The sequence below is a fragment of the Natronotalea proteinilytica genome (assembly GCF_055379935.1).
Genome location: NZ_AP043947.1, coordinates 2,705,533 through 2,727,728 on the forward strand (window position 1 = coordinate 2,705,533; position 22,196 = coordinate 2,727,728).

Consider the following 22,196-nt stretch of genomic DNA (forward strand, 5'->3'; position numbering starts at 1 on the left):
ACGCTCAATCTACACGCTCAAACGCATGCGTATTCTAATCTGCTCGGATGGGAGCAAATGGGCTCATAAGTCAGCACAGTTTGCCCTCCAACTATTTCGGCATACAGCGCATGAGATTACCGTGCTCGTTTTCAAGCAACGCACGCAGGCGCTGGATGCCGATCAAAAAGCGCTCATCAAGGGCATGCGCAACAAGGAGGACAACGTAGGCTCCGACCGCTCAGCCCACCAGATCGAAGTCGATCTGCAAACGCTGATTGATGAGGTGCTGGATGCCGATAAACCCGTCCACTGGGCCTATGCCGAAGGCAACATGGCCAACCACCTGATGGCCGTGGCCGACGATTACGACATGGTTTGCCTGGGCGGCGTTGGCAAGGGCGGCTTTTCTCGCAACCTGATGGGCGTCTTCGTTGACGAGCTCGTTATGGAAGGCCACGGCAACCTCTTGGTGACTAAAACCAGTGAGGCCGTCTGCCGGGATGTGCTCGTAGCACTTCCGCCCGAAGATACCGATGACGAGCACATGGCCCACTACCTGGGACACTTGTTTGCAGGTAGCGGAGTTACCATTACAGTCAACATCATGTGGAGCGATCTGCCGCACCGCTTCGAGGGCTATCTTGAAGCCGCGGCTCGACAGCGCGTTAAGCGCATGGTTGATGACGACCTGTTTCCCGACAAACGCCACCGCCTCAACTACATCAGCCGTATCATTGATCGGTACGGACTGTCCTGCAAGGCTGCATTTCAAGATTACAAATCGATGGGCGAACTGGTTGGCAACGTGCCTCCCAGCAGCTACGACCTGATCATCGTGCGCCCCCCTGCTCCGGGCGATGGGTTTCTGCAACAACTGGAACCTAAAAAACAGAGCCTCAACCTGATGCGGAAGAGCAGTTCCAACGTCATGCTACTCCGCGATGTGCCTCAACACATCGAGTGAGGCTGAAATGCCAACGTCGATGTATGGAGGTATGGACGTGTGGACGGTTGGAGGAGTACGTGTTTAGCGACATACCACAGATCGCCGGGGACGCAAGCGGTCCCTGGCTTATGAGTTTGCGGTAGTGGATAAACGCTAAATGATGGGATGATCGGGCACCGCAGTTTTGTCTTGTTCGAACCCCCTCTCCCTACGGGTTTCTCCCCCTTAGCCAAGGGGGAGATGTCCACAGGATCACGCCTGCGGCGAAGCTCGAAGACAGAGGGGGTTTGAGCGGCTTGCGATGATTTAAATCATATGTCAATCATTTAACATCTTCCCGCTACCGAGTTTGCTTACATCGCGCCGTTCCGTAGCCCGGGATCAGGAGCGTAGCGGATATCCCGGGCGGCTATTGTACCACGCTAAACAGTTACGTTGGAGGAGTACGCCGTCCATCTTTCGAGGCGTTCTACCTTTCGAGGCATTCTACATTACGACGTAGCCAACTCGGTTTCGACGTGCTCTTTCGTCGTCTTGAAGTTCAATTCCGGCCAGTTTTCCATCATGCGCTCCAGACGCCACGTGCTTACCCCCAAGTACGCCAACGCACCACTGGCATCATGAAACAGATTGTTGATCTGATCCGACTCATACGCCTCCACAATTGTCGGCTCGCCTTCAATCCAGCGGCAGCAGGTGTAGTTGACGCCCGAGAGCCGCGCATCCACATTGTACTCGTCTTCGAGCCGGGCCAGCACCACATCGAACTGCAACTCGCCCACCGCACCCAGGATGTAGTCGTTGCCGCGTAGCGGACGAAACACCTGAATAGCGCCTTCTTCGCTCAACTGCGTAAGGCCTTTGCCCAGATGCTTCGCCCGGAATGGATCTTCGAGGTGCACCTTCCGGAAGTGCTCCGGGGCAAAGCTCGGCACGCCGGTAAACTGCACCGGATCGCCCTCACAAAGCGAATCACCTATCTTGAGCGTGCCGTGGTTCATGATGCCGATGATGTCACCGGGCCAGGCGCGCTCTACGCCCTCGCGGTCTTGCGCCATGAACGCCGTCGCGTTGTTAAGGCGCATGGTATCGCCACTCTGCGAATGCGTCACGGTCATGCCGCGCTCAAACTGCCCCGAGCATACCCGCACGAACGCCATGCGGTCGTGGTGGCGCGGATCCATGTTCGCCTGAATCTTGAACACCACGCCCGAGAACTCCTCTTCGTTGGGATCGATGTCACGCGTGGTGGTGGGGCGCGGCTGGGGCGGCGGGGCAATATCGACAAACGTGTCGAGCATATCGCCCACGCCGAAGTTGCTGAGCGCACTACCAAAGAATACCGGGGTCTGGATGCCGTCGCGGTAGCGCTGCAGGTCCAGGCTGTTTCCGGCCTCGCGCACCAATTCCACATCAAAGCGCAACTCCTCGGCCTGATCGTCGAGGATGTCGTCGAGGCGCTCGTCGTCGAGGCTGTCAATATCGATGCGGGCATGCTCGCCCTGCATATCGGCGTGGGAGAAGAGGTGCAGCTCGTCTTCGTACAGATTGTACGTGCCGCGGAAGCGATCGCCCATGCCGATGGGCCACGACAGCGGCACGGTCTCCAGCGCCAGCGTCTCCTCGATGTCGGACAGGATCTCCAGCGGCGGCAGTCCGAAGCGGTCGAGCTTGTTTACGAACGTGATGATGGGGATGTCGCGTAGGCGGCAGACCTCCATTAGCTTGCGGGTTTGCTGCTCCACCCCACTGGCCACATCGAGCACCATAATCACGCTGTCCACCGCCGTCAGCACACGGTAGGTGTCCTCCGAGAAATCGCGGTGGCCCGGCGTATCAAGCAGGTTCAGCGCAAAGCCGCGGTGCTGAAACTGCATGACCGATGACGTGACCGAGATGCCACGTTCCTGCTCCATCGACATCCAGTCGCTGCGGGCATGGCGGTTGGCCTTGCGCGCTTTGATCTCGCCGGCCTCGTGGATGGCACCGCCTTTTAGCAGCAGCTTTTCAGTGAGCGTGGTCTTACCGGCATCGGGGTGACTGATGATGGCAAAGGTACGCCGACGGCCCACTTCTTCGCGATGCTTTCGTTCTGAAACCGAAGTCGCCACAACTACACAGGGGGTTCATGAGAGAGTATCATAGATGCAGAACGACACCCTTTACCTATATCCCATTCTACAAGGAGCGGAATTAAGCGGTTAGAGAAAAGGTGCTGTTGCCGCAGTATAGCAAAACGCGATCAGCATGCGAAAAGTTTTTGTCTGCTGCCGCAAAGAAGTTGACAAAGAGGTGAGGGGCTTACGGATTTTGGGAGACGCTGAGACGCGTGTTTCGTGTCGAATGAGAGCGCACCAAAGCTCCAGGCCTAATCACAGGACGAGCCATGGCGAATATCCAGCCCGCGCACCCCAATCTCGCTGACTGGAACGCGTCCCTCAAACGGCACCCAGAAGAGTCCGGCGCTCTCGCCGGTGCGAAGGGTGTTTGGCGGCACCGTGCCCCGCGCCTCGCCTTCAATTGGTTCGATGGTGTCGGTACGCTCAGCCGGACGAAAGATGGCTGTAAAGGCGTAGCAGATGGGCTCATCGGTGTGGTTTTGCACACGCATCACCACCCCGCTCTGGTCGGCCTGTGCTTCAGGATAGTACAGGTAGGAGAGCGCAACGCCCACCTCCTCGTAGATGGGTACCCACGCATCCTCATGCCAGGCCTGCGTAGTATCGGGCGCTGTCGTGTCGGCAGCCAGCGATCCGGGCGTGGTGGCATGCAGCGGCGCATCCGCCCACCCAAAGAGGACGAGGCAGCACAACACCATGCTATATCGCACAGGCATGATCATCGAGAGAAGGCGGCACGGTGACAGGCACGCGATCGGGGTCGATCCAGCCACGCAGGCGGTAGACCACGTATCCCACATACTCATGGATGGCCCCGGTGCTCCGCGCCAGCGCCTCTGCACTCGGCACCACATCGAACACGGATCGGGGTCCGTCGGTGATGTGATAGTCGATGGCGGCAGGCACTGCAGGCACATTCGCACTGCAAAACACGGCCAGCGCTCGATGCATGTGCAACGCCGAGGTCACCAGCAGCACCCGCTCCATGTCGTGCTCACGAATCAGGTCAGCGGTATGGCGTGCGTTTTCGTAGGTGGTGGCGCTTTCGGGTTCCATCCAGATGTCTTCCTCGGGCACGCCCCACTGTACGAGCAGATCGCGCATGGCGTGCGCCTCGGGCGGCGTATCGGTGTGCCACGGGAGCGTGCCGCCGCTCACAAGAAGGCGCGGGGCCCGTTCGGCTTGGTACAGCCGCGCCGCATGCAGCACCCGGTCGGCAGCGGTGTTGAGATGCGGATACACACGGGGCGGCACCGCCGGACTCACGCCACCGCCCAGCACGACAATCACATCGGCCCGGGGCAGTTCGGTTGAGGCGACCGGCGGATACAACCGCTCCAGACGATGCTGCATCCAGTCGGCTGTGATAGGCAGAGACGGAATCACGATGATGGCCACGCCCAGAGCGGCAATGGCCTGCCCGATGCGCATCCGCCACCACGTCAAGCTCCACCCAACCGCGCCAATGAGCAGTCCAAGCACCAACGGATGTAGCAGGAGACTCAAGAGCTTGGAGAGAAACACGGACATCGCATTGGCGCCAGATGAAGAAGAGCATGCCCCACGCGAGGACACGCCGGGGGCATTCGACTGTAGACTCGAAGCCGTCCGCTCGGGTTTTGTTCGAGGGGTGGTTGGAGGCAGCGTTCAGCGGCAGTCCAAAAGGGGAGCCGAACAGCGGGGTGATCTTATTGTGCACGCCGTACTCTCGTCGCGATGCTCTGCGTCGCGACGGACGAATGGACGCTCTGCGTCCAACGCTCCCCGAAGTAAAGAAACCAGGTGGTGGATTAGGGACGCTCCAGCGTCCTCATAGAAGCATAGACTCCCCCAAACCAAACAAAGGCGCCTCAAACCGAGACGCCTCTGCAGGCTTAGAGTTCAAACCGGAAAAGAGAGCACCAACCTCTACAACAGTTCGCGGGCCGTCTCAACAACGCGCTCAGGCGTGAAGCCAAACTGACGCATGTTCTCATCGCCCGGAGCCGAGGCGCCAAAGCGGTCGATGCCCAGCACGCGTCCGTGGTCGCCCACGTAGCGGTGCCAGCCCTGCGTGGCGCCGGCCTCCATTGCAATGCGGGCGGGCACGTCCGGCGGCAGCACCGAGCGACGGTACGCGCTGGACTGCGCCTCGAACAGCTCCCACGAGGGCATGCTCACCACCCGTGCGTCTACGCCCTCTTCAGAGAGCATGTCCGCGGCGGCCATCAGGTGCTGCACCTCGCTTCCGCTGCCCATCAAGATGACATCCGGCGTGCCGTCGGTATCGCGCAAGATGTACGCCCCGCGCTCAACCCCTTCAGCAGAAGCCGACCCACTGTGGTCAAACTCGGGCAAGCCCTGCCGCGTGAGGGCCAGCACCGTGGGCGTATCAGACTGCTCAAGCGCCACCTTCCACGCATGGGCGGTTTCGGCGCCGTCGGCGGGGCGCAGCACCGTTACGTTTGGGATGGCGCGCAAGGCCGCCAGGTGTGCAATCGGCTGGTGCGTCGGGCCGTCCTCGCCCAGTCCAATCGAGTCGTGCGTGAGCACGTACACCACCGGCTGCTCCATCAAAGCACTCAGGCGCAACGACGGACGCAGGTAGTCGCTGAAGATCAGAAAGGTGCCTACATACGGACGAATACCACCGTGCAGGGCCATTCCGTTAGCGGCTGCCGCCATCGCATGCTCGCGTACGCCAAAGCGCACGTACGACCCGCCCGGCGTGTCCGGCTGCATGTCGGCCTGGCCGTTTACATGCGTTTTGTTGGATCCAGTCAGGTCGGCGGAGCCGCCAACGAGGTGCGGACCAATCGCTTCCACCAGCCCATCGAGCACCGTGCCGCTCGCCGCACGCGTAGCCCGCGACGTGCCCGGCTCAAACGACGGCAGTGCATCCGTCCAGCCCTCGGGCAGCGTGCCGCTCATCCAGCGATCGAACGTTTCGGCCTTGCCGGGATGCGCATCGGCATACGTGCCGTACAGCGCCTCCCATTCCGCATGAGCTGCTTGCCCCGATTCCACCGAGGCCCGCATGTGCTCGGCCACAGCATCGGGTACATGGAACTCCGGCGCATCTGCAGGCCAGCCCAGCGCCTCTTTCGTACGAGCAATCTCCTCCTCCCCCAAAGGCGCCCCGTGAGCCGCCGACGTGTCTTGCTTATTCGGACTGCCGTATCCAATGCTTGTCTGCACGCACAGGAGCGACGGACGCTGCGTCTCGCGCTTCGCCGCCCGGATGGCGTTGTCAATCGCCTCCACATCGTTGCCATCAGAAACCGAGATTACGTGCCAGCCCATCGCCTCAAACCGCGCGGGCACATCCTCGGTGAAGGCAATGTCGGTTGTGCCGTCAATCGTGATCTCGTTGTCATCGTACAGATAAATCAGTCGCCCCAGTTCTTGGTGACCAGCCAGCGAGGCCGCCTCCGACGAAATGCCCTCCATCAGGTCGCCATCCGACACAATGCCGTACGTGTAGTGGTCAACCAGACCGTGCTCTGGCGTGTTGAAGTGCGCGGCCAGATAGCGCTCGGCCATCGCCATGCCCACGCCCGTAGCAAACCCTTGCCCCAGCGGCCCCGTGGTGGTCTCCACCCCCGGCGTCAGGTGCGACTCCGGATGCCCCGGCGTTTTGCTGCCCCACTGCCGAAAGTTCTCAATCTCCTCCATCGGCAGATCGTACCCGGTAAGGTGCAAGAGCGCATAGAGCAACATCGACCCGTGGCCCGCCGACAAGATAAACCGGTCGCGGTCGGCCCAGCTCGGATCGGTCGGGTCATGCTTCAGATGGCGCGTCCACAACGTATACGCCATGGCCGCCGCACCCATCGGCATCCCCGGATGGCCACTTTCGGCACGCTGCACCGCATCCATTGCCAAACACCGAATCGTGTTAATAGACTGGCGGTCCAGGTCGGTCGCTTTAGAGAGCACGTTAGAATCAGAAGTTGACATAAAGTACAGGGAGTGGGTCAAGGGGGATACAAAACAGAGGCAGCCCCTCGCGTCTAAGCGGCCACACACACCACAACGGCGTGCATACGAGACGGAGGGACCGTGCCGTGCAACAAAATCACAGGGGTGGGCTGCAGCCGGCTCATCCGAACAGCCCCATGCCAGAGCATCTCGGGTTAGCTGTGCGCATCGTAGGCTGCATCAATAAACGCTTCAAAGCACTCGGGCGAGCGCGATTGCGGAGCCACAAAGTGTCCATTGATGAGAATCGTAGGCGTACTCGACACGCCTGCCGCAATGCCTTGCTGACGCTGGTGCATAATGCGCTGCACGTGGCGCTCTTCCTGCACCGCGTCCCGAATCCGATCCGGATCTTCCATCCCAATATCGTCTCCAAGCGCTACGAGTTGCTCAACCGAGAGGCCATTAGAGCGCTGGTTTTCGTACTGGGCATCCAGCAAATCGTGATACAGCCCCTCTTCGGCGGCGGCATACAACGCCACAATCTGTGGCACGGAGTGATCCCACAGCGGGAACGGTTTTGTAATGAAGCGGGCCTTATCGCTGTTTTGCGGAATTACGACCTCCATGACTTCGTGCATGGTGGCGCAGTGTGGGCAGTTGGGGTCAAAAAACTCGATGACCGTAACGGGCGACTCAGGATTGCCCTTCACCGGATCGTCGTCGCGAACTAAGCTCTGCCAGTTCTCAACCGGATCTTGCTCGGCACTAAACTGACACTCATCCGGGATCTCGGCCTCGGCCCCGGCAAACGCAGCAGGCGCCCCAGAAGCCGGCGCACTTTGCGTAAAGTAAAACACGTTACCCGCAATGAGCAACACTGCCACACCGGCAATCAGACCAAAGAATTTGGACTGCGAAGAACGATTCGAATCAGACATAGGTCGTGTTGAAGATGATGACGAATAGAAAATTGGCAAGGCGGCAGTAGCAGCCAGCGCTCCTACCACAACTGCCGACGCCAGGCACAGAGCACAAAAGGCGTCAAGTTGCACGAACTGAACGTAGATCAAGTAGCCTGTATACAGCACACCGGTGCCTAACAGTCCAGCGCGTAGCTTTGTAAGCGTGGGGCGCTGCGCACGGGTGGCCCGCACCACCAGAAAGGTAAGCACGGCTACGGCAGCGTAGAAAAGGAAGCCCCACACCACGTTCGAAACCCCCAGCAATGCGCCGGCATCACTTTGCACCACAGCGGCGCAATCGAAGGTTGTTGCCGCTGCGTCGTCACTCACGCCCAGGCACCCCCGGTCGAACCCGCGCTGCTCTTGCAAGCCCAAATGCACGACGATAAACATTCCCAGCAGCGAAAATCCAAAAAGCAGCCGCTCGGGCCACGTTCGATAGGCGTTCCAGTTCGGCATAAGACACACGCAGAAAGCAATTCACAAGCATACAGCCGGGACACGCTACCGAATCCGGGCTCTTGGGTTTCTCATGCGTAACGAACCGACCCGGATCGGGTTGCCCACTTTTGCTTGCGCACGCTGGTTTTGTCAGGGTTTGATCCCAGCGTCCCGTCTTGTATCTTGGGATGCATCCATCGAACATCAACATCATCTATGGGGGGACCAATGGCCGTACGCCGACTACACATCGCATGGCTTGTATGTAGCATGCTGCTCACTGGATCGAGCCTGACTGCCGCTCACGCAAACGCACCTACGGAGCACGAAGACGAACCCGCCCTCGCCCGTGTATCGCCCTCCATCTATTTTGACGTAGGGGGCCAGGATGTGCGCGTCAAAGTCTACACACGCGAGATAGGCGAAGCGAAAAACCACCCGCTGTTCAAGTTTGGCGACCTCATTCAGCGCGCCATCACGTATCAGCGTGCCAATCCCAATGAGCAGGTCGTTGTAAACCTCGCACTGTACCAACTGGGCGCCGACACGTACATCGGCGTAACGCCGGGGCAGAGCTCCTACGCTTACGTGAAAGGATACGACCACGACGGCGACCATTCGCGCTCGTTGCCTGAACTGATCGTAGACGCCGGACGCCACCAGGTCGAAATGAATGTGGTGTATCACAAAGACCTGTCTGGCGATCTCAAGGCGTACGTCCGTAATCATGCCAGCGAGTCGGTAGCGGGCGCCTCCAATCGCACCGTAGGCGATTATGTGGACCTGCAGCAGGTGCAATGGGGCAACCGCGCCTTTCAACAGATGCACGCCAAGTTCTTGACCGTCAACACGTACGCCCGTAACGACGGGTCGCCCCTGCGCCACACCACCTACATCTCCACCGCCAACGGCGACGACCACGGCTCCGATGGCATTCCGCGCGGCAAGGATTGGGAGCAGTCGGGGATCTTGGTGAACCAGCATCCCGACCTGCAGGTGCACTTCGACCGCTATTTCTGGATGCTGCACACCCATGCCGACAACCAATCCGCCTTTCACGCTGCCGTGCGAACCGCCCACAACCGGGGCACCCTCAACTACGCGGATGCCCACTTCGAAAGCTTCTTCTTCCCGATTCCCAAGACGCCCTCGGGGCATTACGTGAATGTGCCGCATACCGGCGACCGCGATCCCTCGAACGACGATGCCTGGGACCCCAACTTCAATCCGATTGCCAAATACACCGAGATACTGGCGGATGCGCCCGGCGAGCGCCTCTACCATAGCAACGTCTACCACATGAAAACCGACAACTTCGTGCGTGCCTTCTTTGACCGGATGGAGGCCGTCTACCGTTCGGCCCCCGACCGCACTCACCTCCACTGGCGTGTGCGCACGAACACGTACCAAGACCATTTTTCGATTGACCGGTTCAACGCCATTGGGGAGGCCACCTACCGCCACGCCACCCACACCAAAGACACGCTGATTGGCCTGCCCGACCAAGGCATCTACTACACCCTCACCGGGTCGGCCAATATGAAACTGGATGAGCACGTCTCGAAAGCCAACGCCACCCTCGTCATCAAAGAAACCGGTAGGGCCCCCGATGTCTACTCCTTCATGCGTGATGTTTTTTGGTAGGGGGCTGGTACGCTATAGCCCTAAGTAACCTCAACAATGGTTTTGGGGATTGCCGGGTGGCTTCCCCTCCATCCTAGCTGTCCTCCCCGAGGAGGCTAGTGTTCTGTCACAGGTCAATCTTCGGATTGCAACGCGCCCCGTTTTAATGATGTCATCTTGAGCGGAGCGGCTCCGCCTAGGAGACGCGGAGTCCTGACACGAGCGGAGCGACTGACGAACGCAGTGAGTAAAGATCTCCCACGAACTGGGCAGGGCCCCTCGATCGATCAGAGCCTGCTGAGCGTCGGGGAGATGGTTCGACGTGCTCCGGGTGGGGCCCGTCGCGTGCACTCTAAAAGCACTTCTTCCCTGCGGTCAGGGCGCTCACCATGACAGGTTTTTTGGAAGGGGCTGGGACACAGAGTTTCGGACGGTCTCCATACCCTAACAATCAGGTGTGACAGAGTACTAGTTTATGAACACAACTCGAGATGGTGATAATCGTTGATCACGGGTTGCAATCTGGACTTGTTGTTGACGGGATCATCAACGTATTGGCCAGAACGAGGGGCGGCGCCAGCGGGACCTCATGCGGCCGATGCCTGTTCTGGATCCTGGATCGCGCTCGCCGGCGTGCCTGTCCTGAACTCGATTCAGGATCTGGATGACATTCAAGGGGGTGGCGTTGGAGTTGGAAGGAGCCTTCGTCTTCGGCACCGCCCCCCGATACGTCATCCTGAACTTGATTCAGGATCCATTCCGCCGGTTGAAGGCTGCCTTTACGTCCGGCACGCACCCATCTATTGGGGCATGGATCCCAGATCGTCGCTCCGCTCCGTCTGGGATGACCGTGTAGGGGCATAAACACGCTTCTGCACGTTCAACGGCAGATACATGTATAGCACAACGCGTGCTGAGATGCTTCACTGTGTTCAGCATGACATGGTTCGTCGGCTTCGATGCGCAATGGATGCCCAAGAACCGCCCGGGATATCCGCACAATCATATAGAGCAAACACTAATGTGAAACGTAGCACCGTACGAATGAGAGCGTGTATTAACAACGTCGGGGCGCAGATGATACCGGTTTGGAACGCACAAAATCCCAACTTCATGCCTGTCTTTACTTAGTGTCACACGTCAATCTTCGGGCAACACATGTACCCTCTAACGTACCGAGAACAACTCACACCCTTGTCATTGCGAGCGCAGCGACGCAATCTCATTGCTATCAGGCCGGATAAAACTGCCCAATCAACGGCATGAGATCGCCGCGTCAGTCGCAGAGCTCCCTCCTCGCGATGACAATGTTGGACCCTAACTTTCAGGTGTGACAGAGTACTAGTTTATGCACACAACTCGAGATGGTGATAATCGTCGATCACGGGTTGCAATCTGGACTTGTTGTTGACGGGATCATCAACGTATTGGCCAGAACGAGGGGCGGCGCCAGCGGGACCTCATGCGGCCGATGCCTGTTCTGGATCCTGGATCGCGCTCGCCGGCGTGCCTGTCCTGAACTCGATTCAGGATCTGGATGACATTCAAGGGGGTGGCGTTGGAGTTGGAAGGAGTCTTCGTCTTCGGCACCGCCCCCCGATACGTCATCCTGAACTTGATTCAGGATCCATTCCGCCGGTTGAAGGCTGCCTTTACGTCCGGCACGCACCCATCTATTGGGGCATGGATCCCAGATCGTCGCTCCGCTCCGTCTGGGATGACCGTGTAGGGGCATAAACACGCTTCTGCACGTTCAACGGCAGATACATGTATAGCACAACGCGTGCTGAGATACACCAGGCCCATTTACGCGTTCAAAACTGAACATCCCGTAGCCGGACCTTCTGGGTCTTCCAGTCGGGCATGACTTTCGTAAGCAACTCGTAGAATGCCGGACCGTGATGAGGATGCTTGATATGGCAGAGTTCGTGCAGGACTACATAATCAACGCACAACCGCGGGGCGCGAATCAGGTCCGGGTTGAGCAGCACGGTACCGCTTGCGGTGCAGCTACCCCACCGCTTTTCCATGCGCCGGATCCGAAGCGGGGGTTTCTCGATGCCGTAGCGGCGCATGATGTCGTGGGCGGCCTCCAGGCGTTCGGCAAACTTCGTTTTAGCATGCGCGCGGTACCACGTGTCGAGTTGGGCCTTGACGTGCGTAGCATCGCCCTTTCCATGCGTGTAGATGCGAAAGTACGGCCCGATGAGCTTCACACGCTCGGGCTCATCCTCTGCAATCGGAATCACCTTTAAGCGGTATTGTCGCCCCAGGTACCGATGCGTCTCGCCGCTCACATACTCGCGGGGCACACGCGTCTGCACAAAGTCGGCAAAGTCGTCCTGCTGGGTCACAATCCACCGCGCTCGCTTCTTGACTTTGTCGCGCACCTGCTGCGCTGTAGCGTCGTTTGGGGCGCGTACATCGACGGATTGGTCGGGGTGTACGTGAATGGCCAGCGTGGCGCGGGCGCTACGGGCCACGGTGTAGTGAATCGCGCGCTCGCCGTAGTGCACCGGTGTTGGTGCTTCCTTTGCGGAGGCCGGAGCAGACGAAATAGACGGTGTGGGGTTAGGCATTGCGGGTGCGGGCAATTTGCAGTGCTTCGTCGAGGATGAGGTCAATTTCGTCAAATGAGAGCTCCAACTCGTGGGTGCGACTCATCGCCAGCAAGGCGTCCTCAATCTCATTCCGCATGTCTTTTTCTACGTCCGGGTTTCTCGTCTTCGCCCAGTCTACGATCTTCAGCTCCTCAATGATATTTGCGATCCGGAGCCCCGCTTGCGCCAAAACGTCGTCGGAGACGTCTGCGCCAGTTTCGCGGTCGCTGAGGACATCGCGCACGGTGCCGTAGTAGGCTTGCGCATCCGGCTGATTCACAAGCGGTGCGGGCACATTGCTTCCGCGATCTCGCAGCTGATCGCGCAGCGCCCCTACCTCCCTCAAATACGCCTCTGCTTCCATCTGGCGCTTGTTGTGAAATGCGTCGATGGTCTCCTGGATCTGCTCGGAGAACGCCCGGTAGAATGCCGGATCTTCATCCATCTTCTCGGTGGCAATCCGTTTCATACGGAAGGCAATCTTGTCAGCCTTTGAGGCCACCGATCCCGTTTCGCGCTCAACCTCCTCGCGAAACGCATCGCTCAGAACATCAACTGTAGCAACGACCTCGTTTACATCGTCGGCAGCTACGTGCTGATCGACCAGCTTCCGGATGCGCGACTCGTACGCCTTGAAGTCTACCGTGTCGTAATATCGGTTCTTTACCGCTTTTCGCAGCGTGTCGAAGAACCGAAGATCGCGGGTGTATCGCGCGATGGTGGAGGCAGAAGTATCCTGGTGGAACCGCTCGCTGGAGAGCGCGACCTGAAGCGTGCGTCCAAACGCTGACAGCCGCTCGAAAAAGTCGTCGCGGCGTTTCTCGTCGGCCAGGTGGCGTTCCATCGCTTCGATGTCGTCGCGGTCAATCCCCTTGAAAATGCGCCAGACGGCCGCGTGCTTCTGCGGGAGGTCGTCTACGGCTTCGCGTACCGTGTGCAACGCTCCTTCCAGGTCGGGCGCGTCAAAGTCGGCCAGTGCGTCATACTCGGTAAGTGCCTCGTTCAACTCGCCCAGAATGCCCCGGTAGTCGATGATGAAGCCGTAGTCCTTTCCGGCAAACGGACGGTTCACGCGCGCAATTGCTTGCAGAAGCGTATGCCCACTCATTTTCTTGGTGATGTACAGCACCGTATTGCGCGGCGCGTCGAATCCCGTAAGCAGCTTGTCAACCACAATGAGCAGTTCGACGCCACCAGCCGACTTAAAGTCGCCAATAATCGTTTCTTCGTAGTTGTCTTTGCTTCCATATCGGCGCATCATCTCATCCCAAAACGCCTGCTCCTTCTCCTTGGCGGCCTTGTACACGTCCGTGTGGCCCGTTCGCGTGTCTGGCGATGAGATGATTACCTCGGCATCCACCGTGCCGTGGGCGTCAAAGAAGTCCTTGAGCTGGAGGGCGACGCTTTTGCTGGGGGCTGCAATCTGTCCTTTGAACGGGGTGGATTGCCACGTTTCTGTATAGTGGGATTCGATGTTGTAGACGACTTCTTCAAGCACCTGGTTGGAGGCGAAGATGGCGTCTTCGGTTGAAAATCGGCGGGCCAGCTCTTCGCGTTGTGCATCGTTGAGCGGCTCGGTTACGCGCTCGTAGTCACGATCAATGTACTTCTTGTACACTTTTTGCTCCACATGGCGCCCTTCGTAGAGGAGCGGCATTACGGCTTCATCGTCTACCGCCTGGCGGATGGTGTACGTGGGGTCGATAAAGCCGTCGAACTTGCGTGCGGTGTTCTTTTCTTGCTTGGTGAGCGGCGTACCCGTGAAGCCGATGGTACACGCCTGCGGCAGCGTCTTTTTCATGCGTGCATGCAGCGAGCCGTACTGCGTGCGGTGCACCTCGTCGATCAGCAGAAAAATGTTGTCGGAGGGATTCGTGTAGTCGTGCGCGTTGAGCGCGGCATCAAACTTATGCACCAGCGTGGTGATGACGGCATTGCCGGGGTCTTGCAGCAGCTCAAGCAGATGCGTCCCGCTCGTGGCCTGTTGGGGTTCTTTCCCACAGGCGCGAAAGGTTTTCCAGATCTGTTCGTCCAGGTCCACGCGGTCGGTCACAATTACGGCCCGTGGATTCTCAATGTCGGCATCCAGCGTGAGGGCTTTGGCGAGCAGTACCATGGTGAGCGACTTGCCGCTGCCCTGCGTGTGCCAGATGACGCCGCCACGCCGCCGTCCATCGTGTCGCCGTTTCTTAACACGCTCCAGCGCGCTCTGTACGCCGAAGTACTGCTGCCAGCGGGCAATCTTTTTGGTGCCCGCGTCGAACACCACAAACTGATAGGTGAGCTCCAGGAGCCGCTCTGGACGACACAGCCCGTACAGCACCTTGTCTTGACGGGTCGGCAGCCGGTCCAGAAGGGCACCCACAGCGGCCTCTGGGTCGGTATCTGGCTCTTTCCAGTACGCCCAGAACTTCTCCTCCGTCCCGGCGGTGGCGTACTTGACCTTGTTGGGCTGCGCGGAAATGACGATCTGTGCGTAGTGGAAGAGCTTGGGGATACCCGGCTCGCGCTTCTGGTTGCGTAGCATCTGGGAGATGCCTTCGGCCACCGCTCCGTCTTTGTCGCGCCGCTTGCACTCAATGACGACCAGCGGGATGCCGTTCACGAACAGCACCAGATCAGAACGCCGCGTGTGGGCGCGCCCGTCTACGGCGAACTCGGGCACCACGTGGTACACGTTGCGCTCCGGATGCGCCCAGTCGATGTAATGCAGTTGGAAGCTCTTGCGGTCGCCCTGTATGTTCTGCTCGAAGCTCTTGCCAAGGGTAAGCAGATCGTACACGGCCTCGTTGGTGGCTACTACGCCCCGATCGGGCACGCTGCGCAGCGCTTCAATGGCAGCGTAGATGTTTTCGTCGGAGAAGGCGTAGGTGTCGCCTTTGTAGTTGATTTCGTTGAGGCGATGCAGTTGCTGTTCCAGTACGCCGGTGAGTAGCACGCGCGAACGCGAGTCCTCACGGTGGACCAGTGCTTCGTCGGGCGTAAGCGGCGTGTAGCCAACGGACGCCAGCAGCTCCATTGCGGGCGCCTGGGCGTCGTCGTGTTCTCGATAGGAGGGCGTATGCATAGGCGGTAAAGCGTTGATAATTAGAGAGGTGCGTGCTTTGTTGTATGTGTAGTGGTCTGTAAAGCTACTTTTGGGTTTGTATGGGGATAGAGCGTCCCTCCCCCTACATCCCCCTCCTCCGAGGGGGACTTTGAAGGTCGCTGCCACAGTCCCTTCCTCCTCGGGGAGGAAGGGTAGGATGAAGGGGAGGCTGATGACAGAGAGTCAGCACCCAAGTGCTCAGCAACCCATCTTGCAGTGGTTTCAATTGCGCGGTCTGTACGCTGTGGATGTTTGATGATCGGTTTCGTGTTTAGAGACAGTATCAACAGAATGATCGGCAGGCACGCGCACCGCGCCGGTGAGTAGCTTCTGCATCATGCCCTTCTTTTGCTTCTGCAACGCCTCCCGCTCGGTACGGAGCAGCTCCAGTTCTGCGTCGCATGTGCTCAGGATGTTGGCGATGGCATGACGTTCTTCTTTCTGAGGAAGATGTACCTCGATATCAAGGAAAGCGCCACGTGGCGCTTTCTTCCGGCGCGCATTCGTTCCTTGAGAGATTGCGCCGTACTGGTATTTCATGTAGTGCGACTGGAATAGGTAACTGAAGAACTGCTGGTCTAATTCATCTCCTTGAAAGTGGAAGGTGTAGTATGCTGGTGATACAACGCCCTTTTCAACTGCGTTTAGGAATCCGATAGACCCATCCCAGAGCAACATGGGGTCGTAAATGAGGTCGCCTTGCTCGACGATTTTATAATTGGAAATATCCTTTGAGGCAATTCGCTTATCGAATCGATCGGCCTGTGGTACGATGCCATACACCTTTGAGCAGGAAAGAATCGTTAGGTCCTTGTCTCCCTTGTTGCGATTAGAAAAGTACTCGAAGTGATCACCAATCTGTTGCTTGTGCCAAGGCACTCCCCCAAACCCTGGCAGCCGCGTTTGGCCGGTGAGGAGCTGCTGCATGAGGGCTTTCTTCCGGCGCTCTTTGGCCGCAATGAGATCGTCAATCTGCTGCAACGCGCGGTCCCACGTGCTCAGCACGCCCGCAATGCGGCGCTGCTCGGAACGTGGGGGGACGGGAGTGGGAATTGTTAGGAAGTCTCGTTGAGCAATGTTTTTCATTCCCGTGCTCTTCTGACCAGCATATGTTCGAATATAATCAATGACTCGGTCTGATTTCAGAGCATAGTGTAGCCATTGACCAGAAGTGTCAGAGCCGGGTTGGATACGCCAGAGTTTGTCTGAAAGAAAAAGGTTAGGACGATCTTTCTTTACACGAACACTTATCCCAACTAAGTCAAGGGAGCCATTCGCACGGTTGAAAAGGATATCTCCTGAACGAGGACTCAACTTTAGTCTCTCATGATCTTCAGGATCGACTACTTTGTGTTCTGCTGGTAAAAACAAACCAGAGGTGACAGCGCTCGTCCGCAGGACCCCCTTTTCTCCGTCTTCTATGTTTGCATCTCTTCCACCAACGCTTCTTCCTGCACTTACAGAGTCGACGATTTCGGTCATTCGCCTCACCTCCCACGCCTCCGGAATCCACCCCACCTTGGTTTTTTTGAACCCGGGACGGGGAGCAGTTTCTGCATCGGAAGAAGGAGCTTCCGGCGTTGAGGGGGCGAGTGGTTGGTCGAACAGGGGCGCGGTATCCATAGGAGCGAAGGGCAGTTGGCGTAACGAACGGGAGCGAGTCGGGGCGAGCTATCGTGTAAAGAGGTTCAGGTACTCGGCAAAGACGTAGCGGCGGTTGCGCTGCTGGCCGGTGGTTTCCTTCAGGAGGCCGAGGTCTTCAAGGTCGCGAATCAGACTCATGGCTGTCTGGTGTGTTACGTCAAGATGGTCGGCAGCATCTTTGGCCCGTATCCAGGGTTGGCGGTACAGCAGCGTAAGCAACTGACGAGCATTTCCGGCTTTCTGGCCCAGGTCTAGCACCTGCCGTTCAGCACGCTCTCGAAGGGCCTGAATAGCCTCGAAGGTGTCTCCCCCCTGTTGTGCTGTTTCGCGCACAGCTACGAGAAAAAAGCGCACCCAGTGGCCCAAATCGCCCGTTCCACGTACCGTTGTAAGAGCGTCGTAGTACGTTGCTTTGTGGCGCTCAATATAGCTGGAGAGATACAACGACGGCTTGCTCAGAAAACCATGGCTGATAAGATATAATGTAATGAGTAGTCGCCCAATACGTCCGTTGCCATCCAAAAACGGGTGGATGGTCTCAAACTGGTAATGGCTAATGGCAATGCGCACCAGATGGGGCACGTTAATGGCATCATTGTGCCAGAACTTTTCCAGATCGCTCATCAAGTCGGGGACATCCGTGTGCGGTGGCGGGACAAAATGGGCATCTTGCAGCGTGGCACCACCAATCCAGTTCTGACTTTTTCGATACGATCCTGGTCGTTTGTTTTGCCCACGTACTCCTTGCATGAGTATGGCATGAGTACGACGGAGCAGCCGTGTAGAAAGCGGCAGGTCATCAAGAGCATCAATGGCCTTATTCATGGCATGCACGTAATTCTGCACCTCACGCCAATCGTCACGTTTCTCAGGAGCCACATCCTCCTCCGGGCGCAGCGCCTCATCCATTTCGGTGCGCGTGCCTTCGATACGACTGGAGGCATTCGCCTCCTTCAGAATGTGCAGTTGGATAAACAGATCTACATTCGGAACGATACGCGAAAACGCATCCAGCGCAACAAGCGCCCGTGTAGCCTCCTCCAGGAGCATGTTGATACGCGAATCCTCCCAGGTCCACTCATGATTTACAGGCGTAGGGATGAAGCTCTCATATCCCGTAGGCTGAAGTCGCAAATGGCCCGATGTGTATGATTCCAGGTAAGCAGTATCAAAATCAGTCATATCTATTTTACGTTACCCATTGCGCTATGTTAAAAACAGTGATCTTTTTTACATAAGGCAACAGTTAATGTAAAGCTGTTCCCCCATTACTGCGCTATCACACGTCAATCTTGAAATGATGCTCATAGGCCCAACCCACGTAAGGCCATCCCGCCAATGTGTTATTGCAAGCACAGCGAGGCGTCACTCGCAGGCTCCATTTTACCAATGATAGTACGTACACATATTTTTGCTGGACTACATAGCGATGCGCAGGGAATCTCGGTTCGGTAGTGGATAGACGCTAAATGATAGGCGATTGTACACGCAGCTTTGTCTTCTTCGAACCCCCTCTCCCTCCGGGTTTCTCCCCCTTTTCCAAGGGGGAGATGTCCACAGGATCACGCCTGCGGCGAAGCTCGAAGACAGAGTGGGTTTGCGCGGGGGTGCAATGATGTAAACCACATGCCAATCACTTAACATTGAACCGCTAACCTCGGTTTTTTAGGCACTGCAATTAGTCGATCAACTCCAGCGCTTTCAGGTGCTCGTTGATGGTCTGGCGCGTATCGGCAAGTTCGGATTCGAGGGATTCGATCTCTTGTTGCACCGCTGCCACGTCGATTTCGGGTTCGGGCTCGAAGGTATCCACGTAGCGGGGAATGTTGAGATTGAAGTCGTTCTCGGCAATCTCGGCCACCGGCGCCACGTAGCTGTACTTGTCGATCTCGGTGCGTTGGCGGTAGGTCGTCACGATCTTCTCGATGTCCTGCTCGCGCAGTATGTTTTGCTTGGTGCCCTCTTCGTACTCGCGGCTGGCATCGATGAAGACCACGTCCTCGTCGTCGCTGCGGCTCTTATCGAAAATCAAGATGGCCGCCGGGATGCCCGTGCCAAAGAACAGCTTTTCAGGCAGGCCCACGACCGCATCCAACAGGTTCTCCTCAATGAGCGCCTGGCGAATGCGCCCCTCGGCGCGGCTGCGAAAGAGCACGCCATGCGGCACAATGACGCCTACGCGGCCGGTGCCTTCGACGGCGGATTCAATCATGTGCGACAGAAACGCATAGTCGCCCCGCGACTTCGGGGGTAGCCCGCGATGAAAGCGGTCGAACGGATCGGTCTTGGCGTCGGCCTTGCCCCACTTCTTGAGCGAGAACGGCGGATTGGCGACGACCACGTCGAAGGTCTCCAGCGTGTCGTTGCTGGATTTGAACTCGGGGCTGTTAATCGTGTCGCCCCAGGCGATCTCCGCGTGGTCCATGCCATGCAAGAACATATTCATGCGGCAGAGGGCCCAGGTACTGCCGTTGCTCTCCTGCCCGTAGATCACCACATTGCGGTCGCCCACTTCCTCAGCCACCTTAATGGCGAGCGAGCCGGAGCCAATTGCCGGATCGTAGATGCGATCGCCGGAATCCGGATCGACCAGCTTTGCCAGCAGCGTAGACACCTCGTCGGGCGTGTAGAACTCCCCACCTTTCTTCCCGGCATCCGACGCAAACCGGCTGATCAGATACATGTACGCGTTACCGATGATGTCCTCAGTGCCCACCACCGACGGACGAAAGTCGAGCACGGGCTTGTTGAAGTCCTTGATTAGGTTCTTAAGGCGCCGGTTGCGATCCTTGGTCTGGCCCAGTGCGGCCTCCGAGTTGAAATCGATGTTGCGGAAGACCCCCTCCAGTTTGCGCTTATTGGCCTCTTCGATCTTTTCCAGTGCCTTGTTGATGACCTGCCCGATGTCGGGCGCATCCTTTTTGGAGGCGATGTGGCCGAACGTCGCTTTCTCTGGCAGTACGAAGCGCTCACGCTCCATCTTACGCTGGATGAGTCGCTCGTCGTCGTACTCCTCTTGGTACGCTTCGTAGTGGTCTTGCCACACATCGCTGATGTACTTGACGAAGAGCATGGTCAAGATGTAGTTCTTGTATTCAGCAGGATCGACCACCCCGCGAAAGGTGTCGCAGGCCTGCCAGAGCGTACGATTGATTTCAGCTTGCGACGGTTTGCGATTCGCCATAATACCGTTGGGATTATTGGGAGGCGTGGTGAAGGAGTGTCTGGATGAGGGTCGCGCGCTTCTGCTGGAGTTGCTGCGCAAGGCGCGTTTCCTTATCAGCGAGTTCCGCGATCTGGGCAATTCTCGTCTGGCGTGCCCGAGAGGGCACCGGAAGAGGCAATTCCCTTAGAATCTGCTGGTTGATTGATGCGATGGTGGCGCCTCGTCCAAACGTTTGGAAGTACGACTGCGCCTGCTCCTGATTGAGGTACCAGGTCAGATACGCAGGCAGAAGGCGATCGTCGGTGCGCAGGATGTACAGCTGCGACGAGGCCACCGCGCGGCGTAGCGACCCGTTGACGTGCCGACGCTGCACCTGTGCAGCCGGGTGACGGGGGCCACGCGGCACGAAGAGCACATCGCCCACCCGCAACTGATGATGGTCAGGCGGGTCGAGTTCGGCGGCATAATCAATCGTATCAGTTTCGATTAGCCCCCTGTTGTTGATATGCTTCGGCTCAACCACGGCAAAGGCCCCGTCAGTGTCGGGCGTAAACCGCCCGCGCACATACCCTGTACGAATCGATACGAGATCGGTAAGCAATGCCATGCAAAAACCCCCTCATCGTGAGCGAATATAGCCACCGGCCAGATTGGCGTTGGCGTAGAAACAAAAGCGTTCGCCCTCCAACTGTTCCGACCCACACAGTGTTGTAGTACAGATACAACACCAAAACTTATCCAAAATAGATGTAAGCCAATTGGAAACAGTGCTTTGAATCATAGTACATGACAAAAAAATTGCGCGCCTTCATATTCATCCCGGGCATCAGCGCCTTCCCGTAGCCCGGGATCAGAAGCGAAGCGCTGGGAGCACCGCGACCGAGTACTCCTGGGGTGCGGATATCCCGGACGGTTCTTGGGGATCCATTGCGCATCCATTGCGCATCGAAGCCGACGAACCATGTCATACTGAACGCAGTGAAGCATCTCAGCGCCGTCCAGTCGGTGGGCCTGCTGCTCAGTGTCGATGCCCCCGCGGCTCCCCGCGCTCTGGACGGGCCGAGCCTGCAGGGATGGCGCCCAGATCTGTCCGCCTAGTGCTCTGTCAATCCTAATTCTATGTGTTTTGGAACGTTCTGCAGATCCCTCCCTCTTGTTCTCCCTCCTCTGAGGGAGAGACTCACAGTGCCATGGTAAGTCCCTTCCTCCCCGGGGAGGAAGGACAGGAAGGAGGGGCGAGCGCCGGGCTCAACCACAACATTCAGGGCTGACACACCACTAAGTGTCTCCACACGTCGGTTTTGGGCATGCACCGCTTCATTCATGCATTGTCATCTTGAGCGGAGCGAAGCGGAGTCGAAAGATCTCCCCCGAAATGAGCAGGGCCGCTCGATCGATCAGAGCCTGCTGAGCGTCGGGGAGATGGTTCGGCGTGCTCCGGGCGGAGCCCGTCGCGTGCTCACCATGACAGGTTTTTTGGAGGGGGGCACAAAGTTTGGCACGGTCTCGGTACCCTAACTTTCAGGTGTGACACAGTACTAGCGGCGTCAGGATGACCTACGGACGCGGGAGCATCTCGTCTCTCGTGGCGATGCACCAGTTGTGTATACACGGTAGCTCCTCCAAGAGGGAGATGTCCACAGGATCACGCCTGAGGCGAAGCTCGACAACAGAGGGGGTTTCAGCAAACTGTGTTGCATTATCGGGCTTTGTGCTGCTGA

Annotated in this window: 16 protein-coding genes; 4 read left to right on the forward strand and 12 right to left on the reverse strand. The window is 58.0% G+C overall.

The genetic code is table 11. The features are described 5' to 3' along the window. The first annotated feature begins 25 nt into the window (after positions 1-25). Positions 26-946: a universal stress protein gene (locus tag ACZ5AL_RS10870; protein ID WP_464510391.1), complete on the forward strand. Its 921-nt coding sequence runs from the start codon at positions 26-28 to the stop codon at positions 944-946. A gap of 473 nt (positions 947-1,419) precedes the next feature. Here the strand turns inward: ACZ5AL_RS10870 and ACZ5AL_RS10875 are convergent, their stop codons facing one another. The 5 genes from ACZ5AL_RS10875 to ACZ5AL_RS10895 form a co-directional block, all read right to left on the reverse strand. Next, positions 1,420-3,039, reverse strand: a complete 1,620-nt coding sequence (locus tag ACZ5AL_RS10875) for a peptide chain release factor 3 (protein WP_464510392.1) — start codon at positions 3,037-3,039, stop codon at positions 1,420-1,422. Between the two features lie 257 nt (positions 3,040-3,296). Beyond that, on the reverse strand, positions 3,297-3,764 hold the full coding sequence (locus ACZ5AL_RS10880; RefSeq protein WP_464510393.1) for a hypothetical protein: 468 nt from the start codon (positions 3,762-3,764) through the stop codon (positions 3,297-3,299). Further along, positions 3,748-4,578 (reverse strand): YdcF family protein, encoded by an 831-nt coding sequence (locus tag ACZ5AL_RS10885; RefSeq protein ID WP_464510394.1) that lies wholly within the window; start codon positions 4,576-4,578, stop codon positions 3,748-3,750. The genes ACZ5AL_RS10880 and ACZ5AL_RS10885 overlap by 17 nt, the downstream gene beginning before the upstream one ends. Before the next feature lie 378 nt (positions 4,579-4,956). Beyond that, a complete protein-coding gene (gene tkt / locus ACZ5AL_RS10890) occupies positions 4,957-6,987 on the reverse strand; it encodes a transketolase (RefSeq protein WP_464510395.1) in 2,031 nt (676 codons plus the stop codon). 176 nt (positions 6,988-7,163) lie between these two features. Beyond that, entirely contained in the window at positions 7,164-8,372 is a 1,209-nt protein-coding gene (locus ACZ5AL_RS10895) for a thioredoxin domain-containing protein (protein ID WP_464510396.1), read from the reverse strand. 210 nt (positions 8,373-8,582) lie between these two features. On the opposite strand from ACZ5AL_RS10895, the gene ACZ5AL_RS10900 reads away from it, so the two are divergent. Then, positions 8,583-9,998, forward strand: a complete 1,416-nt coding sequence (locus ACZ5AL_RS10900) for a hypothetical protein (RefSeq protein WP_464510397.1) — start codon at positions 8,583-8,585, stop codon at positions 9,996-9,998. A gap of 643 nt (positions 9,999-10,641) precedes the next feature. Next, the gene (locus ACZ5AL_RS10905) at positions 10,642-10,833 is read left to right on the forward strand and encodes a hypothetical protein (protein ID WP_464510398.1); all 192 of its coding nucleotides are present in this window, start codon (positions 10,642-10,644) and stop codon (positions 10,831-10,833) included. Positions 10,834-11,791: 958 nt separating this feature from the next. On the opposite strand, the gene ACZ5AL_RS10910 is transcribed toward ACZ5AL_RS10905, so the two are convergent. From ACZ5AL_RS10910 to ACZ5AL_RS10940, 7 genes are all read right to left on the reverse strand, one after another. Then, the gene (locus ACZ5AL_RS10910; protein ID WP_464510399.1) at positions 11,792-12,556 is read right to left on the reverse strand and encodes a M48 family metallopeptidase; all 765 of its coding nucleotides are present in this window, start codon (positions 12,554-12,556) and stop codon (positions 11,792-11,794) included. Beyond that, on the reverse strand, positions 12,549-15,644 hold the full coding sequence (locus ACZ5AL_RS10915) for a type I restriction endonuclease subunit R (protein WP_464510400.1): 3,096 nt from the start codon (positions 15,642-15,644) through the stop codon (positions 12,549-12,551). The genes ACZ5AL_RS10910 and ACZ5AL_RS10915 overlap by 8 nt, the downstream gene beginning before the upstream one ends. 243 nt (positions 15,645-15,887) lie before the next feature. After that, positions 15,888-17,288 (reverse strand): restriction endonuclease subunit S, encoded by a 1,401-nt coding sequence (locus ACZ5AL_RS10920; RefSeq protein ID WP_464510401.1) that lies wholly within the window; start codon positions 17,286-17,288, stop codon positions 15,888-15,890. A gap of 48 nt (positions 17,289-17,336) precedes the next feature. Further along, positions 17,337-18,491 carry a Fic family protein gene (locus ACZ5AL_RS10925; protein ID WP_464510402.1) on the reverse strand — a complete coding sequence of 385 codons (1,155 nt, stop codon included), beginning with the start codon at positions 18,489-18,491 and terminating at the stop codon, positions 17,337-17,339. 496 nt (positions 18,492-18,987) lie between these two features. Beyond that, positions 18,988-20,493 carry a type I restriction-modification system subunit M gene (locus ACZ5AL_RS10930; protein ID WP_464510403.1) on the reverse strand — a complete coding sequence of 502 codons (1,506 nt, stop codon included), beginning with the start codon at positions 20,491-20,493 and terminating at the stop codon, positions 18,988-18,990. Positions 20,494-20,506: 13 nt separating this feature from the next. After that, positions 20,507-21,082 (reverse strand): restriction endonuclease subunit S, encoded by a 576-nt coding sequence (locus ACZ5AL_RS10935; RefSeq protein ID WP_464510404.1) that lies wholly within the window; start codon positions 21,080-21,082, stop codon positions 20,507-20,509. A 127-nt stretch (positions 21,083-21,209) separates the two neighbouring features. Next, the gene (locus ACZ5AL_RS10940) at positions 21,210-21,443 is read right to left on the reverse strand and encodes a hypothetical protein (protein WP_464510405.1); all 234 of its coding nucleotides are present in this window, start codon (positions 21,441-21,443) and stop codon (positions 21,210-21,212) included. 355 nt (positions 21,444-21,798) lie between these two features. On the opposite strand from ACZ5AL_RS10940, the gene ACZ5AL_RS10945 reads away from it, so the two are divergent. Further along, positions 21,799-21,993 carry a hypothetical protein gene (locus tag ACZ5AL_RS10945; RefSeq protein WP_464510406.1) on the forward strand — a complete coding sequence of 65 codons (195 nt, stop codon included), beginning with the start codon at positions 21,799-21,801 and terminating at the stop codon, positions 21,991-21,993. Positions 21,994-22,196: the final 203 nt, after the last annotated feature.